At 73.3% G+C, this 14,323-nt stretch carries 12 protein-coding genes; 8 read left to right on the forward strand and 4 right to left on the reverse strand.

The window, feature by feature from the left end:
* Nucleotides 1-75: 75 nt before the first annotated feature.
* The 3 genes from ABD126_RS10765 to ABD126_RS10775 are packed head-to-tail and all read left to right on the forward strand — an operon-like array spanning nucleotide 76 to nucleotide 4,459.
* Nucleotides 76-1,806, forward strand: a complete 1,731-nt coding sequence (locus ABD126_RS10765; RefSeq protein WP_343933588.1) for an ABC transporter ATP-binding protein — start codon at nucleotides 76-78, stop codon at nucleotides 1,804-1,806.
* A complete protein-coding gene (locus tag ABD126_RS10770) occupies nucleotides 1,803-3,656 on the forward strand; it encodes an ABC transporter ATP-binding protein (RefSeq protein WP_343933589.1) in 1,854 nt (617 codons plus the stop codon). The genes ABD126_RS10765 and ABD126_RS10770 overlap by 4 nt, the downstream gene beginning before the upstream one ends.
* A 41-nt stretch (nucleotides 3,657-3,697) precedes the next feature.
* The gene (locus tag ABD126_RS10775) at nucleotides 3,698-4,459 is read left to right on the forward strand and encodes a class I SAM-dependent methyltransferase (RefSeq protein ID WP_343933590.1); all 762 of its coding nucleotides are present in this window, start codon (nucleotides 3,698-3,700) and stop codon (nucleotides 4,457-4,459) included.
* On the opposite strand, the gene ABD126_RS10780 is transcribed toward ABD126_RS10775, so the two are convergent.
* A complete protein-coding gene (locus ABD126_RS10780) occupies nucleotides 4,456-4,854 on the reverse strand; it encodes a winged helix-turn-helix transcriptional regulator (protein WP_343933591.1) in 399 nt (132 codons plus the stop codon). The two genes, ABD126_RS10775 and ABD126_RS10780, sit on opposite strands and share 4 nt — an antisense overlap.
* A 105-nt stretch (nucleotides 4,855-4,959) precedes the next feature.
* Here ABD126_RS10780 and ABD126_RS10785 point away from each other — a divergent pair, with 105 nt between their 5' ends.
* Nucleotides 4,960-5,784: an NAD(P)H-binding protein gene (locus ABD126_RS10785; protein ID WP_343933592.1), complete on the forward strand. Its 825-nt coding sequence runs from the start codon at nucleotides 4,960-4,962 to the stop codon at nucleotides 5,782-5,784.
* A gap of 485 nt (nucleotides 5,785-6,269) precedes the next feature.
* Here ABD126_RS10785 and ABD126_RS10790 read toward each other — a convergent pair whose 3' ends face one another.
* Nucleotides 6,270-6,662 (reverse strand): RidA family protein, encoded by a 393-nt coding sequence (locus ABD126_RS10790; RefSeq protein ID WP_343933593.1) that lies wholly within the window; start codon nucleotides 6,660-6,662, stop codon nucleotides 6,270-6,272.
* Nucleotides 6,663-6,734: 72 nt separating this feature from the next.
* Between ABD126_RS10790 and ABD126_RS10795 the strand changes: the two genes are divergently transcribed.
* Together ABD126_RS10795 and ABD126_RS10800 are read left to right on the forward strand one after the other, a co-directional pair.
* Entirely contained in the window at nucleotides 6,735-7,625 is an 891-nt protein-coding gene (locus ABD126_RS10795; RefSeq protein ID WP_343933594.1) for a LysR family transcriptional regulator, read from the forward strand.
* Nucleotides 7,626-7,633: 8 nt separating this feature from the next.
* Entirely contained in the window at nucleotides 7,634-8,434 is an 801-nt protein-coding gene (locus ABD126_RS10800; protein WP_343933595.1) for a methyltransferase domain-containing protein, read from the forward strand.
* Between the two features lie 2 nt (nucleotides 8,435-8,436).
* Here ABD126_RS10800 and ABD126_RS10805 read toward each other — a convergent pair whose 3' ends face one another.
* Nucleotides 8,437-10,197 carry a DUF5107 domain-containing protein gene (locus tag ABD126_RS10805; RefSeq protein ID WP_343933596.1) on the reverse strand — a complete coding sequence of 587 codons (1,761 nt, stop codon included), beginning with the start codon at nucleotides 10,195-10,197 and terminating at the stop codon, nucleotides 8,437-8,439.
* A 109-nt stretch (nucleotides 10,198-10,306) separates the two neighbouring features.
* Nucleotides 10,307-11,197, reverse strand: a complete 891-nt coding sequence (locus ABD126_RS10810; RefSeq protein WP_343933597.1) for a helix-turn-helix domain-containing protein — start codon at nucleotides 11,195-11,197, stop codon at nucleotides 10,307-10,309.
* A 181-nt stretch (nucleotides 11,198-11,378) separates the two neighbouring features.
* Here ABD126_RS10810 and ABD126_RS10815 point away from each other — a divergent pair, with 181 nt between their 5' ends.
* Entirely contained in the window at nucleotides 11,379-12,449 is a 1,071-nt protein-coding gene (locus ABD126_RS10815; RefSeq protein ID WP_343933598.1) for a hypothetical protein, read from the forward strand.
* A 47-nt stretch (nucleotides 12,450-12,496) separates the two neighbouring features.
* Entirely contained in the window at nucleotides 12,497-14,323 is a 1,827-nt protein-coding gene (locus ABD126_RS10820) for an FAD/NAD(P)-binding protein (RefSeq protein ID WP_343933599.1), read from the forward strand.

Below are 14,323 nucleotides of genomic sequence, written 5' to 3' on the forward strand. Positions count from 1 at the left end.
AGATACGTTGCGTTTCTTATCCAACCGGTCTACCGTACCTCTTATTAGACACGATCGGTTTCTTATGGGGGAAACTTGCTCACCCGCCTGCTCCGCGCCTACCTGCGGCCGTATAGGCGAGAGCTGGCCGCCGTGTTGGCGCTCCAGCTCGTCGGCACCGTCGCCTCGCTGTACCTGCCCAGCCTGAACGCCGACATCATCGACTTCGGCATCGCCACCGGCGACACCGACTACATCCTCACCACCGGCGGCTGGATGCTGCTGGTCACCGCCATCCAGATCGTGTGCTCGGTCGGCGCGGTCTACTACAGCGCCCGCACGGCCATGGGGTTCGGCCGCGACGTGCGCTCGGCGGTGTTCCACCGGGTCGGCGAGCTGTCCGCGCGCGAGGTCGCCGCGTTCGGGCCGTCCTCGCTGATCACCCGCAACACCAACGACGTGCAACAGGTCCAGCTGCTCGTGGTCATGGTGTGCACGATGCTGGTCACCGCGCCGATCATGTGCGCGGCGGGCATCGTGATGGCCTTGCAGGAGGACGTGGGCCTGTCCTGGCTGCTGGTCGCGTTCGTGCCCGCGATGGTGATCGCGGTCGGCCTGATCGTCAGCCGGATGGTGCCGCTGTTCCGGGGGATGCAGGAGCGCATCGACGACGTCAACCGCGTGCTGCGCGAACAGCTGTCCGGCATCCGCGTCGTGCGGGCGTTCGTGCGGGAACGCGCCGAGACCGCGCGGTTCGCCGACGCCAACGCCGCGCTGACCGAGACCGCCCTGCGGGTGGGCCGGTTGCAGGCGATGACCTTTCCCGTGGTCATGCTGCTGTTCAACGGCTCCAGCGTCGCCGTGCTGTGGTTCGGCGCGCTGCGCCTGGACACCGGTGAGATGAAGATCGGCGCGCTCACCGCGTTCCTGAGCTACCTGATGCAGATCCTCATGTCGGTGACCATGGCGACCTTCATCTCGATGATGGTCCCGCGCGCCGCCGTGTGCGCCGAACGGATCAACGAAGTCCTCGACGCCGAACCGTCCGTGACGCCGCCGGTCACGCCCGTCACCGAGCTGCCCGCCCACGCCGAGGTGGAGTTCCGGGACGTCGAGTTCCGCTACCCCGGCGCGGCCGACCCCGTGCTGCGCGGGGTGGGCTTCCGGGCCGAGAAGGGCAGGACCACCGCGGTCATCGGCAGCACGGGCGCGGGCAAGACCACCCTGCTCAACCTGGTCCCCCGGCTGATCGACGTCACCGCCGGCGCGGTGCTGGTCGACGGCGTGGACGTCCGCGAGGCCGACCCGGACGCGCTGCGCGCCAAGCTCGGCCTGGTCCCGCAGAAGCCCTACCTGTTCACCGGCACCGTCGCGAGCAACCTGCGCTACGGCAACCCCGACGCCACCGAGGACGAGCTGTGGGCGGCGCTGGAGGTCGCGCAGGCCCGCGACTTCGTCGAGGCCATGGGCGGGTTGGACGCGGCGGTCACGCAGGGCGGCACCAACGTCTCCGGCGGCCAGCGGCAACGGCTGTCCATCGCGCGGGCGCTGGTGCGCAAGCCCGAGGTGTACCTGTTCGACGACGCCTTCTCCGCCCTCGACGTGGCCACCGACGCCCGCCTGCGCGCCGCGCTCCGGCCGCACACCACCGAGTCCGCCGTGATCGTGGTCGCCCAGCGGGTGTCCACCATCCTCGACGCCGACCGGATCGTGGTGCTGGACAACGGCTCCGTGGTCGGCGTCGGCACCCACGCCGAACTGCTCGACACCTGCCCCACCTACGTCGAGATCGTCCAGTCCCAGCTCACCGTGGAGCAGGTCGCATGAGTGCCCCCACCACCACCAGGCCGCCCGCCCGCGTGGGCGGCGGCCCGTTCCCCGGCATGGGCATGCCCGTCGGAAAGGCGCAGAACTTCGGGCCGTCCGCGCGGCGGCTGGCCCGGCGCATGCGCGGCGAGCGCGACGTCCTGGTCGCCGTGCTCGTGCTCGCCGTGATCAGCGTCGGGTTGAGCGTGGCCGGGCCGAAGATCCTCGGCCACGCCACGGACATCGTGTTCAACGGCGTCCTCGGGCAGGCCCGCGGCGGCCCCGGCATCGACTTCGCCGCCCTGGGCGAGGTGCTGGCCTGGGTGTCCGCGCTGTACCTGGCGTCCTCGGCGTTCGCCTGGGTGCAGGGCCGCATCCTCAACGACGTGGTGCAGCGGTTCGTGTTCCGGCTGCGCGAGGAGGTCGAGGAGAAGCTGCACCGCCTGCCGCTGCGCTACTTCGACGCCCAGCCGCGCGGCGAGCTGCTGTCGCGGGTCACCAACGACATCGACAACGTCGCCACCACGTTGCAGCAGACGCTCAGCCAGCTGTTGGTGTCCGGGCTGACCGTGATCGGCGTGCTGGTCATGATGGTGACGATCTCGCCGTTGCTGGCGTTGATCGCGCTGGCCGTCGTGCCCGCGTCGGTCGTGCTCACCGGCCGCATCCGCAAGCGGTCGCAGAAGCTGTTCATCGCGCAGTGGCGGCAGACCGGCGCGCTCAACGCCCACATCGAGGAAGCGTTCACCGGCCACCAGCTGGTCAAGGTGTTCGGGCGGCAGCAGGAGTCCGAGGCGGAGTTCCGGCGGCGCAACGACGAGCTGGTGGAGTCCTCCACGGGCGCGCAGTTCGTGTCCGGCCTGATCATGCCGTCGATGATGTTCCTGTCCAACCTCAGCTACGTGGCGATCGCCGTGGTCGGCGGGCTGCGCATCACCTCCGGCGCGATGACGCTGGGCGAGGTGCAGGCGTTCATCCAGTACTCGCGCCAGTTCACCCAGCCGCTGACCCAGGTGGCGTCGATGGCCAACCTCATGCAGTCCGGGGTGGCGTCCGCGGAGCGGGTCTTCGAGCTGCTCGACGCCGAGGAGCAGACCCCCGACCCGGTGGACGCGGTCAAACCCGCGGACCGGCGCGGCCGGGTGGAGTTCCACGACGTGGCCTTCTCCTACACGCCCGACCTGCCGCTGATCCGGGACCTGTCGCTGGTCGCCGAACCGGGCCAGACCGTGGCCATCGTCGGGCCGACCGGCGCGGGCAAGACCACCCTGGTCAACCTGATCATGCGGTTCTACGAGCTGGACGGCGGGCGGATCACGCTCGACGGCGTGGACGTGACCGCGATGCGCCGGGAAGACCTGCGGTCCCGGACCGGCATGGTCCTTCAGGACACGTGGCTGTTCGGCGGCACGATCCGGGACAACATCGCCTACGGGCGGCCCGGCGCGACCGACGAGCAGGTGGTCGAGGCGGCGCGGGCGGCGTTCGTGGACCGGTTCGTGCGCACCCTGCCCGACGGGTACGACACGGTGATCGACGAGGAGGGCGGCAACGTCAGCGCGGGTGAGAAGCAGCTCATCACCATCGCGCGGGCGTTCCTGGCCGACCCCGCGCTGCTGATCCTGGACGAGGCGACCAGCTCGGTGGACACCCGCACCGAGTCGCTGGTGCAGCACGCGATGGCGGCGCTGCGGTCGTCGCGGACCAGCTTCGTCATCGCGCACCGGCTGTCCACCATCCGCGACGCCGACCTGATCCTGGTCATGGAGGCCGGGCGGATCGTGGAGCAGGGCACGCACGAGGAGTTGATCGCCGCGGAGGGCGCGTACCACCGGCTCTACGCGGCGCAGTTCGCCGAGGGCGCACTGTAGAACGCTTGGGGAATCGCGGGCCCGGGTCCACGCTGGAGAGCGTGGACCTGGGTTTTCGCGGTGACGTGGTGGAGTTCTACCAGCGCTACCGGCGCGGCTACCCCGACGCGGCGGTGGACGCGGTCGTGGCCGAGTTCGGTCTCGGCGCGGACGACGTCGTGGTGGACCTGGGGTGCGGCACCGGGCAGCTGACGGTGCCGTTCGCCCGGCGGGTGCGGGCGGCGGTCGGGGTGGACCCGGAACCGGACATGCTGGCCGCCGCGCGCCGGGCGGCCGACGCGGCGAACGTGAACTGGGTGCTCGGGGCGGACACCGACGTGCCGGCGCTGGGCCTGCTGCTCGGGACGGTCGGCGCGGTGACCATCGGTCAGGCCCTGCACTGGATGGACCACGAACGGCTGTTCCGCGCGGTTCACCCGTTGGTGCGACCGGGTGGCGGGGTGGCGGTGTTCACCAACGGCACTCCCCTGTGGTTGCAGGACACCGGCTGGTCGCGGGCGTTGCGCGCGTTCATGGAGCAGTACCTGGGCACGCGGCTGACGTTGACGTGCGGGGCCGACGAGCACACCCAGCAGCGCTACGCCGACGCCCTGGGTGAGCACTTCACCGTCCGCCGTCACCTGGTCGAGTACGAAGACGACCTGGACGTGGAGCACATCGTCGGGGGCGTGCTGTCCGCGCTGCCGGTGGACAAGCTGCCCTCCGACCGCGCGGCCTTCACCGTCGCCCTGCGCGACATCCTGCAACCGCACGCGCCGTTCACCGAACGGGTGGACGTGCGGATCCTGACCGGCCGCCGCTAGGACGCCCGGTCGTGCCGCTCCCGGGCGGCCAGCACCTCCGGCGCGTGGTCGCCGACCCACGTCAGCAGGCCGTGGACGCGGGCGGCCAGCTCCCCGCCCAGCGGCGTGAGCGAGTAGGTGACCTGCGGTGGCCGGGTCGGTTCGACCTCGCGGTCCACCAGGCCGTCGCGCACCAGCTCGCGCAGGTTCTGCGCCAGCACCTTCTCGCTGATCCCGGGCAACGCGTCACGCAACCGGTGGAACCGCAACGGCCCCGGCCACAGCTGGAGCACGATCAACCCCGCCCACCGGCTCGCGACGTGCCGGTAGAGCACCCGCCCCGGGCAGTCCTCGCTGTGGAACACGTCACCACCGCGCACCGGCGCACCGCCGTCACCCTCGCCGCCTACCCCCACACCCTGAGCTTACGTCGAGGTCAGCCCTTCCCGGGCACCGCGCCGCCGCCCTAGCGTCACCGCCGACCGATGAGGAGGAAAGCGTTGAGGCACAACAAGGTTCTGGTGACCGGTGCGACCGGCAACGTCGGCGGCTCGATCACCGCGCGGCTGGCGGGGACCACGACCGTCCGAGGCCTGTCCCGGCGACCGGAGGCGCTGCCCGACGGCGTGGAGGCGGTCCGGGGCGACCAGTTCGACCCGGACACCGTGGCCCGCGCGGCACGGGGCACCGACGCGGCGTTCCTGGTGTGGCCGGCGCTCACGGCGGACGGCGCGCGGGAGGTGGTCGAGGCGCTGGCCGCGCACACGCCCCGGATCGTGTTCCTGTCGAGCGGCGCGGTGGACGACTCGGTGGAGGTGCAGGAGAACGTCATCGGCCGGTTCCACGCCGATGTGGAGCGGGCGATCGCCGGCACGGGTGTCGAGTGGACGTTCCTGCGCCCTCACGGCTTCGCCACCAACACCCTCGCGTGGCGTCCGGCGATCCTGGCCGGCGACGAGGTGCGCGGCGGCTTCGGCCGGACGGCGGTGACGCTGGTCCACGAGGACGACATCGCGGCCGTCGCGGTGAAGGCGCTGCTGGAGGACGGTCACCAGGGGGCGAAGTACGTGCTGACGGGTCCGGAGTTGGTGACCCGGGCGGACCAGGTGAGGCTGATCGGCGAGGTCTTGGGTCGGCCGCTGCGCTGGGTCGAGACGTCGCCGGAGGAGGAGTTGGCGGCGGCGCGGCGGTGGCTGCCGGAGGAGGTGGCGCGGGCTTTCGTGGCTGGGCTGGCGCGGTCCGCCGAGCAGCCGGTGCCGCCGACGAGGACGGTGGAGGACGTGACGGGCACTCCGGCCCGCACGTTCCGCGACTGGCTGGCCGATCACGCCGACGACTTCCGCTGAGCTGAGGTGGGTTGGCGGGGGCGTGGTGCGGGGGTGCGCGGGAAGCGTGCGGTTGGTTCGCCCCCCACCCACCCCCGCCCTGACCGCCAGGCACAAGCCAGGCGCGCGGGGCGCGCCGGCGCGCTTCGCGCGCCCACCCCGGGCGCGCAGCGCTCGGGGTGGCACGGCCCGGCTCCGCCGGCCGTGCCGGCCGCCGCAGGCGGCCCCGCCGAAGGCGGGTTGCAGTTGGGGCTTTGCTGGGGCGGCTTGGCGGGGGCGGCGGGCGGGGAAACGGATCCCGCGCCTCCACATCGCAACCCTCACCGCTCCCCACCGCAAGCCACGCCGCCGACCCCCGTCGACCCCGCCGACCGCCGCCAACCTCCGCCAACCTCCGCTGACCCCCGCCGACCTCCACCACCCCCGCCAACCCCCGCCGCCCTCCACCAACCGGCGTAACCAATAGCCCGATCGCGCGAGGTGCTGCCCGAAGTCCGGACCGTGGCTCAGTTCCTGGCCGAGCGGCGGGCGTAGACCTCGATCTCGATCTTCATGCGCGGGTCGGCCAGGCCGCACACCAGCATCGTCGCGGCGGGCCGGACCTCGCCGAACGCCGCGCGCAGCACCGGCCAGCACGGCTCGAAGTCCGCGCGGTCGGGCAGCAGGTACCGCACGCGCACCACGTCGGCGAACGTGCAGCCCGCCTCGGCCAGGGCGTGGCCGATGTTGGTCAGGCACTGCTCGGCCTGCGTGACCACGTCGCCGGAGATCGTCATGGTGGCGTAGTCGAACCCGGTCGTGCCGGACACGTGCACCCAGTCCCCGTCCACCACGGCGCGGGCGTAGCCGATCTGCTCCTCGAACGTCGAACCGCTGAGGATCGCGCGTCGTTCCGTCATGCCGCACAAGCTAGGTGAGCAGCGCCGATACGTCCAATACACCACACGCCATGACGTGATATCCCTGAACGTATGACCCGCCCGGAACTGGCCCTCCCCCAGCTGCACGCGTTCGTCGTGCTGGCCGAGGAACTGCACTTCGGCCGCGCCGCCGCCCGCCTGGGCATCGCGCAACCCCCGTTGAGCCAGCAGATCCGCCGCCTGGAGGACCGGGTCGGGCACCCCCTGTTCACCCGGACCCCGGCCATCGGCCTGACCGCCGCGGGTCGCGAACTGCTCCCGGCGGCCCGCCGCGCCCTGGACGACCTCGCCGACGGCCTGGCCGCCGCCCGCGCGGTCGGGGGTGGGCTGGCGGGTCGCCTGCGCATCGGGTTCGCCGCGTCCCTCGCGCTGACCGTCCTGCCGGGGCTGCTGCGCGCCTACCGCGACCGGTTCCCCGACGTGCGCCTGGACCTGCACGAGCTGACCAGCGCACCCCAGGTCACCGCCCTGCACGACCGGACCGTGGACGTGGGGTTGCTGCGCGAGGACCCGGACGACCCCGACCTGCGCACCGCCCTCGTCCACACCGAGCGTTTCGTGGCCGTGCTGCCCGCCACCCATCCGCTGGCCACCCACCGCACGGTCCCCCTGCGATCGATGGCCGACGAACCGTTCGTCCTGCTCCCCCGCTCGGCGGGCCCCCGCTTCCACGACCGCGTCATCGACGTGTGCCGGGCGGCCGGGTTCACCCCGCGGGTGGCGCAACGGGCCGTCGAGTGGCAGACCGTCTGCGCCCTGGTCGGCGCGGGCCTGGGCGTCTCGCTGGCCCCGGAGGGCATCCGCCGCCTCCGCCTCAGGGGCGTGGCCTTCCGCGACACCACCTCCGACGCGACCACGGACGTCATGGCCGCCTGGCGCAAGGACGACCCGAACCCCCTTCTAGGTCATTTCCGCACCCTGGTCCACGAGTTCGGATCATGATGGGAACCATGACCGACTCGCAGGCCACCTCCCAGACCATCGACGCGTTCGACCAGGGCGGCGACCACTTCGCCGCGTGGACCCCGCTGCTGTGGGACCCGATCGGGGCCGCCACCGTCGCGCTCGCGCCGCCCCAGCCGGGCGAGAAGGTGCTGGACGTGTGCTGCGGCACCGGGTCGTCGGCGATCCCCGCCGCGCACCGGGTCGGCGAGACCGGTGCGGTGGACGCGATCGACCTGTCCACGTCGCTGCTGGAGCACGCCAGGGGACGCGCCGCGGACCTGCCGAACCTGCGCTTCCACCACGCCGACGCGACCGAGTGGACCGGCGGCCCCTACGACCGGTTCCAGTGCGTCTTCGGCGTGTTCTTCCTGCCGGACATGGACGCCGACACGCGGCGGTTGATCGGCCTGGTGCGCTCGGGCGGCGCGGTGACCGTGACGACCTGGCGGGAGGGCGGTGTGCAGGACGTGGTGGGTTCGCTGTTCCAGGCGATCACCGACGTCACCGGCGTGACGCTGCCGCCGAAGCAGTCCCACAACGCCGCCGCGCGCGTGGACTCCGAGGACAAGCTCGCCGGCTGGCTGACCGACCTGGGCCTGCGGGACGTGGCGGTCCACCCGGTGGACCACGACGCACCGCTGACCCCGGACTCGGCCTGGGACTTCCTGATGGGCTCGGCCGCCCGAACCGCCCTCGTCGACCAGGACGCGGACACGGTCGCCGCGATCCGCGCCCGCTACCGGGAGCTGATGACCTCGATCCCCGTCTTCCGGGCCCGCGCCCTGGTCGGCACCGGCACGGTCTGATCTCACGCCGGTTTCATGCGGAAGTCGTAGCGGGCGGGCAGGGGTTCGTCGGGGCAGGCCTCGCGCCACAGCGCGTCCAGGCTCACCTCGCCCTCCCGCAGGTCGTCCACGTCGAACCCCGCCCGCAGCACCGCCGCCGCGCGGTCTCGCGCGCCCGCCGCCAGCGCCGCGCGCACCTCGGCCAACCTGATCCGGCCGTGCGACCGCACCGACTCCGGCACCGCGTCCACGAACGCCAACGCCTCCGCCGCGCGCCCCGACGACAGCAACGCCGACACCGCCTCCACCGCCAACTGCCACCGATACGGGTCGGCGGCGTGCGCGGCCACCAGCAGGTCCGCCGAACCGTCCAGCACACCCAACGCCCGCAGCGCCCACGACGTGTCCCGGTGCGCCAACGACGCCAGGTAGTGCACGCGAGCCGCCTCGACATCACCTTCGGCGTGGGCCATCACGCCCAGGTGATAGGCGGTCGCCCAGTTCTGCGGGGAGGACTCCAGCAGCTTGCGCCAGTGCTCCCCCACCACGTACGACCCGGGGTCGCCGACCGGCAGGGAACCGGCGTCCAGCAACGCCACCCACGGCGCCTGCTCCGGACCCGTCGCGGTGAACGGGGTCGCGGGCGTCGAGATCCCGGGGCTCACGCGGTCCTCCAACGCGCCCCACCCGCTGCCCGACTGCACCACCTCCCCCACCGGCAGGTCGGCGGTCTCCTCGAACGCCGCCAACGCCCCACCCAGGTCACCGGGCCGCACGGGACCGTAGGACTCCACCCACGTCCACCGCGCACCCCCGGGCAACGGCAGGTGCTCGTATTGGGTCGTCGCCAACCCGGCCTGGATCTCGCAGTACGCCCCGCCGCCCAACCACTCCCGCCAGTGCCGCCCGCCCACGGTCTCGCCCCAGCAGAACAGCTTCCGCCCGCGCAACCGACCCGTGGACGCCTGCACCAGCCCGCCGACCGACTCCACCCACGGCTGCGCGACCTCGTCGGGCACCTCGTAGAAGTAGTCCACGGCCTTGGCCTCCCGCCCCGGCGCCAGGTCCCGCGCCGGCACCCGCTCGACGCGGCCGGTGTAGGAGGCCAGGAACGCCGTGTCCGCCGGCGCGCGCACCACCGTGTCCGGCGTCTGCGGCACGGCCGCGTTGGACCACCAGTACATCGGCACGGTCTCGGCCCTCGGGTTGCGGATGCGCACCCCGACCAGCAGGACCGGCGAGTCCGGCGGCAGCCAGGCGTCGACCTGGAAGACCACGCCGCGCATCCGCTCGTACTCCCACATCCGCAGCACCCGCGTGCCATCAGGGCGGGTGACGACGGCCGTGTGCAGCGGGTCGCAGGTGAACGGGCAGTGCCCGCGGGTGCCGATGTTCCACTCCACCCCGCCCGCGAACCACGCCCCGCGCAGCCCCAGGTTCGCCGGTTGCAGCACCTCCGGCTGGAACAGCAGCTCGCGCCCGTCGGCGACCAGCGACCACAGCCGTCCGCCCAGCCCGGGCAGGAAGGTCGCACGCACACGGGAGTTCTCCAGCACCACCGCGTCCACGGTGGACGGCCGCGGCACCCGCCGATAACCGTCTTGCAGCAGGTACGGGAACACCGTCCGCACCCCGCCGTACGCCGCGCCGGCGGCGATGTGCGGCGGCACGTCGGAGAAGTCCAGCCGGTAGGGCGGGTCGAGCAGGCCGGCCAGCGGCGGCAGCGGGTTGGTCGGGCCGACCCCCGACATCCGGAGGGTCAGCGAGTCGCGGCGCGGCGTCATCAGCCGTTCTTCTTCCAGTCCACGGTCCGGGAGTGTGCGCAGCGGTCCGGCCGGCGCGCACCGGTCGCGCGCGAAAGTCCAACCGCCGGCGCGACAATTCCAGCCGGAGTCAGTCCGGGCGGGGCTCCTCCGGCCGGTCGCCGGAGACCAGCGGCGGGTTGTCGTGGTCGGGGACGCGGTCGCTCCACCCGCCGGGCACGGCCCGGAACCGCTGCTCGCGGAACCGCAGCGGCGCGACGCCCACCCGCCGGGTGAACAGCCGGCTGAAGTAGGCGGCGTCGTCGTAGCCGACGGCGGCGGCGATGCCGTGCACGGGCAGGGCGGTGGTGGCCAGCAGCTCCTTGGCGCGGTTGAGCCGCACCGCCAGCAGGTACTCCTTCAGGCCCGAACCGGTGCTGCGCCGCACGGCCGCGCGCAGCTCGCCCACGGTCATGCCGCGCCGGGCGGCGACCTGGGCGACCCCGACCGGCAGCAGCGCGTCCTCGGCGAGCCGGTCCAGCAGCGATTCGCCCGACGGCGTCCGGTCGCTGCGCACCCGCCGCAGCTCCACCAGCAGGTCGTGCACCGCCGCCGCGGCCTCGACCTGGGCCAGCGGGCTGCCGCCGCGCGCCGCCCGGACCACCCGGCCGACGATCACCCGCACCTGGTCCACGTCGTTGAGCGGCACGACCGGGTCGTCCGGGGTCACGTACCCGAGTTCGACGTACGCCTCCACGGCCGGGCCCTCGAAGTCGACGAACAGCTCCTCCCAGCCGCCGTCCTCGGCGGGCCCGTAGTGGTGCTCGCGGCCCGGGGACAGCCACAGCAGCACCGGACCGACCACGTCGTGCCGGACCCCGTCCGCACCGGCGAACCAGCCCTTGCCCTCCACGACGACCACGGCGACGTGGTGGTCCAGCACGCGCGGCCCGACGACCGGCAGCACGCCGCGCTGCATCCCGACCCCCAGGCACACCAGGCCGAGCCGGCGGTGCGCCGGCGACGGCGTGAAGTAGCGCATCCAGGAGCGGTACGACAAGGCGGTCCTCCCGCATGACCCGGACCGGCCGCCGGGGCGGCTCACGATTATGTGGGGTCGCGGCGGCGGGCACCAACGCCGCGTTCCCCCGATCTCCGCGCGCACCCCGGGCGCGGAGCGAGTACGACGGGGGGTGACCGAGCACGAACGGAGGGTGCCGCCGATGACCGTCGCCACCGGTTCGCCGGAGCACGTGGCCCACGTGGACGACCTGGCCCGCCGCCTGGTCGCCGCCGGAGTCCCGCGGGTGCGCGAGGAGTCCATCCCGATGCGCCGCTGGACCCCGCGCCGCTGCGAGCTGCGCCCCTTCGGTCCGGCGGTCCCGGTGGCGTACACGGCGCGGACCGGTCCGGAAGGCGTGACCGGTCTGTTGTCGAGCCGCGCGCGGGCCGGGGTCGTCGGCCTGGCCCGCATCCCCTCGACCGAGCGGAACGTCCTCGACTGGGACGGTGACCCGGTCCCGGACCCGTCGCTGGCGCAGGAGGAGATCCGGGACGCGCTGGCGCGGTTCGAGACCGCGGGCGCGGTCGGGGCGGTGCTGGTGGTGGACGAGCCGGACACGTTCCTGCTGCGCGACGGCCGCCACCGCGGCATCCCGGCGGTGTTCGTCGGCCCCGACCACGGGCTGCGCGAGGGCGAGGAGGTGACGGTGGTGCTGGAGGCCGACATCGACGTGGTCACCACCCGCAACCTGGTCGCCCTGGTCCCCGGCTCCACCCTCGACCTGGTCGCGCTCCAGTCCGCCACGGACGGCCCGGACGCGTTGGCGGACAACGACTCCGTGCTGGCCGCGGTGGCGGAACTGGCGCGGGCGGAGCTGACCGCGGGCGTGCTGGTCCTGCTCACCACGGGCCGGCTGGCGACCGAGGAGGTGTGGGGCGTGCCGGCGTTCCTGGCCGAGCACCGCGACGACGTGGTGCCCCGCCTCAGCGCCGCGGTGAGCGTGGACGGGCCGTGCTTCGCCACCGCGCACCGGGCGGTGCTCGACTGCGCCCGCCGCGCCCTGGTCCGGGCCGGCGCGGAGCCGGGGGTGCTGCGGCCGTTCGTCCCGGACGACCGGTCGCCGGACGGGCGGACGTGGCCGGGCGACGGCGGTCCGTTCTGGTGCGCGGGCGTGCCGACCCTGCAACTGCCCCGGGTGGACACCCTGGGCCAGGCGGTGCGGGAGCTGAGCGCGACACCTCGCGAAGAAGTCTCGCGCCGAGTGGTTCTTGAAACGCCCCTCCATCGGTAACATCGTCACAAAATCATCCGGTGGGTACTGGGGAACGGGGTTGCCTGGTGGGATCCTCCGACCGCACGGTCGTCGTCGTCGGAGCGGGGTTGGGCGGGACCGCGACCGCCCTGCGCCTGCTCCAGTTCGCCCGCGAGCCGCTGCGGGTGGTGCTCGTCGAACGCCGCCCGGAGTACCGCAACGCCGGTGTCGCCTACCACCGGGCGGGCAACCACTGGCACCACGTGTTCAACATCCAGGCCGGCCGCATGGCCGTGTTCCGCGAGGACGTGGACGACTTCGTCGCCTGGGCCAACCACGAGGCCGACCGCGCCGACTGGCCGGACCCGTGGCGCGAGCACGTGTTCACCGAGTCCGGGCCCGCGCCGCGCCGGATCTACCCGGACTACCTGGCCGACCGGCTCGCCGCCGCGGTCCGCGAGGCGCCGCCCGGCACGTCCCTGGCGCAGGCCGACGGCGAGGTGGTCGACGTCGAGCCCGAGGGCGACCGATTAGCGGTGACGATCGAGGGCTTCTCCTTGCATCCCAACGAGAAGCGCACCGTCCTGACCGCCGACCACGTCGTGGTCGCCACCGGTCTGGAGAAGCGGCGCCCGGTGTTCGCCGACGCCGTCCTGGACCACCCCGCGTTCGTGCGGGACCCCTACTCGCACCACGGGATCGAGCAACTCCTGGCGCTCCCGCCGGACGCCGAGGTCGCCGTGGTGGGCACGCTGCTCAGCGCGTACGACTCCGCCGCGCTGCTGCTGCGCCGAGGCCACACCGGACGCATCCACATGATCTCCCGGTCCGGGCTGACCCTGCGCACCTACCCGACCGACCACCGCCACCGCGTCCTCACCCTGCCGCCGCCCGAGCTGCGCGCCGACCGGTACGAGGGGCGTGAGGCGCTCGTGCGGCGGTTCCAGGCCGAGTGGGCACGGGCGTGCGCGGCGGTGGCGCGTGACCACCCGGACGTCTCGCCGGTCGTGGTCACCGAGCGGGTGTCCAAGTCGTGGGAGCCGTACCTGCCGGAGATCCTGCGCCGCGTCCCGTCGGCGGACCTGCGGGCCCTGCTGGACAGCTACGGCAGCCTGCTGGCCACCCTGCGGGTCAGCGCCGTCGCCTACACCACCGAGATCGTGGACGAGGCGATGCGCGACGGCCGGATCGCGGTGACCACCGGCAAGGTCGAGCGCATCGAGGACGCCGGCGGTCGGCTCGCGGTGTCGGTGTCGGGCGCGACGCCGAAGACCATCGAGGCGGACCTGGTGATCTCCAACTTCGGCCGCGAGTCGGACTACGCGCGGGTGGACTCGGCGCTGTGGTCCACGTTGCTGCGCAAGGGCTTCGCGGTGCCGCACGCCCGGACCGGGCGCGGGGTCGAGGTGGACGGGGACGGCACCCTGCTCGGCGCGGACGGCCGGCCCGCCGGTCCCCTGTCGGTCATCGGCAGCCCGCGCGAGGGCGACGAGATCGTGCGCAACGGCCGCACGGGCGCGTTCACCTTCAACCTCGCGGCGATCAAGAACCACTCCGTCGGCGTCGCGGCGGCGGTGCTGCGCCGGTTGGAGTCGTGCTACGACCAGGCGGAGGTGGAGGTCCCCGACCCGGCGGCGTTCCAGCGGTCGGTGATGCTGGAGGTCCGCCGGATGGCCGCCCGCACCCGCCACGAGCGCGAGGCGTTCGCCGAGCAGGTGGAGACGTGCATGGGGGCGTTGCGGCGCGCGGGCGTGCCGGAGCGGGCCTTGCGCCGCGCGGTGAACGCCGCCGCCACCGAGAAGCTCAACGACCTGTCCGTGACGCCGCGTGAGCTGCGCGCGCTGCTCGGGTTGGGGGGTGACCCATCGGGCAGCCGTGAAGATGCGGCGTCCGCCGACCGGCTGCCAGCCTGA

Source organism: Saccharothrix mutabilis subsp. mutabilis (assembly GCF_039521145.1).
GTDB lineage: Bacteria > Actinomycetota > Actinomycetes > Mycobacteriales > Pseudonocardiaceae > Actinosynnema > Actinosynnema mutabilis.

Coding starts and splice junctions, on each gene's coding strand:
- ABD126_RS10770 (WP_343933589.1), top strand. CDS start 1,803: ATGAGTGCCCCCACCACCACCAGGCCGCCCGCCCGCGTGGGCGGCGGC.
- ABD126_RS10790 (WP_343933593.1), bottom strand. CDS start 6,662: ATGACGGAACGACGCGCGATCCTCAGCGGTTCGACGTTCGAGGAGCAG.
- ABD126_RS10795 (WP_343933594.1), top strand. CDS start 6,735: ATGACCCGCCCGGAACTGGCCCTCCCCCAGCTGCACGCGTTCGTCGTG.
- ABD126_RS10800 (WP_343933595.1), top strand. CDS start 7,634: ATGACCGACTCGCAGGCCACCTCCCAGACCATCGACGCGTTCGACCAG.
- ABD126_RS10805 (WP_343933596.1), bottom strand. CDS start 10,197: ATGACGCCGCGCCGCGACTCGCTGACCCTCCGGATGTCGGGGGTCGGC.
- ABD126_RS10810 (WP_343933597.1), bottom strand. CDS start 11,197: ATGCGCTACTTCACGCCGTCGCCGGCGCACCGCCGGCTCGGCCTGGTG.
- ABD126_RS10815 (WP_343933598.1), top strand. CDS start 11,379: ATGACCGTCGCCACCGGTTCGCCGGAGCACGTGGCCCACGTGGACGAC.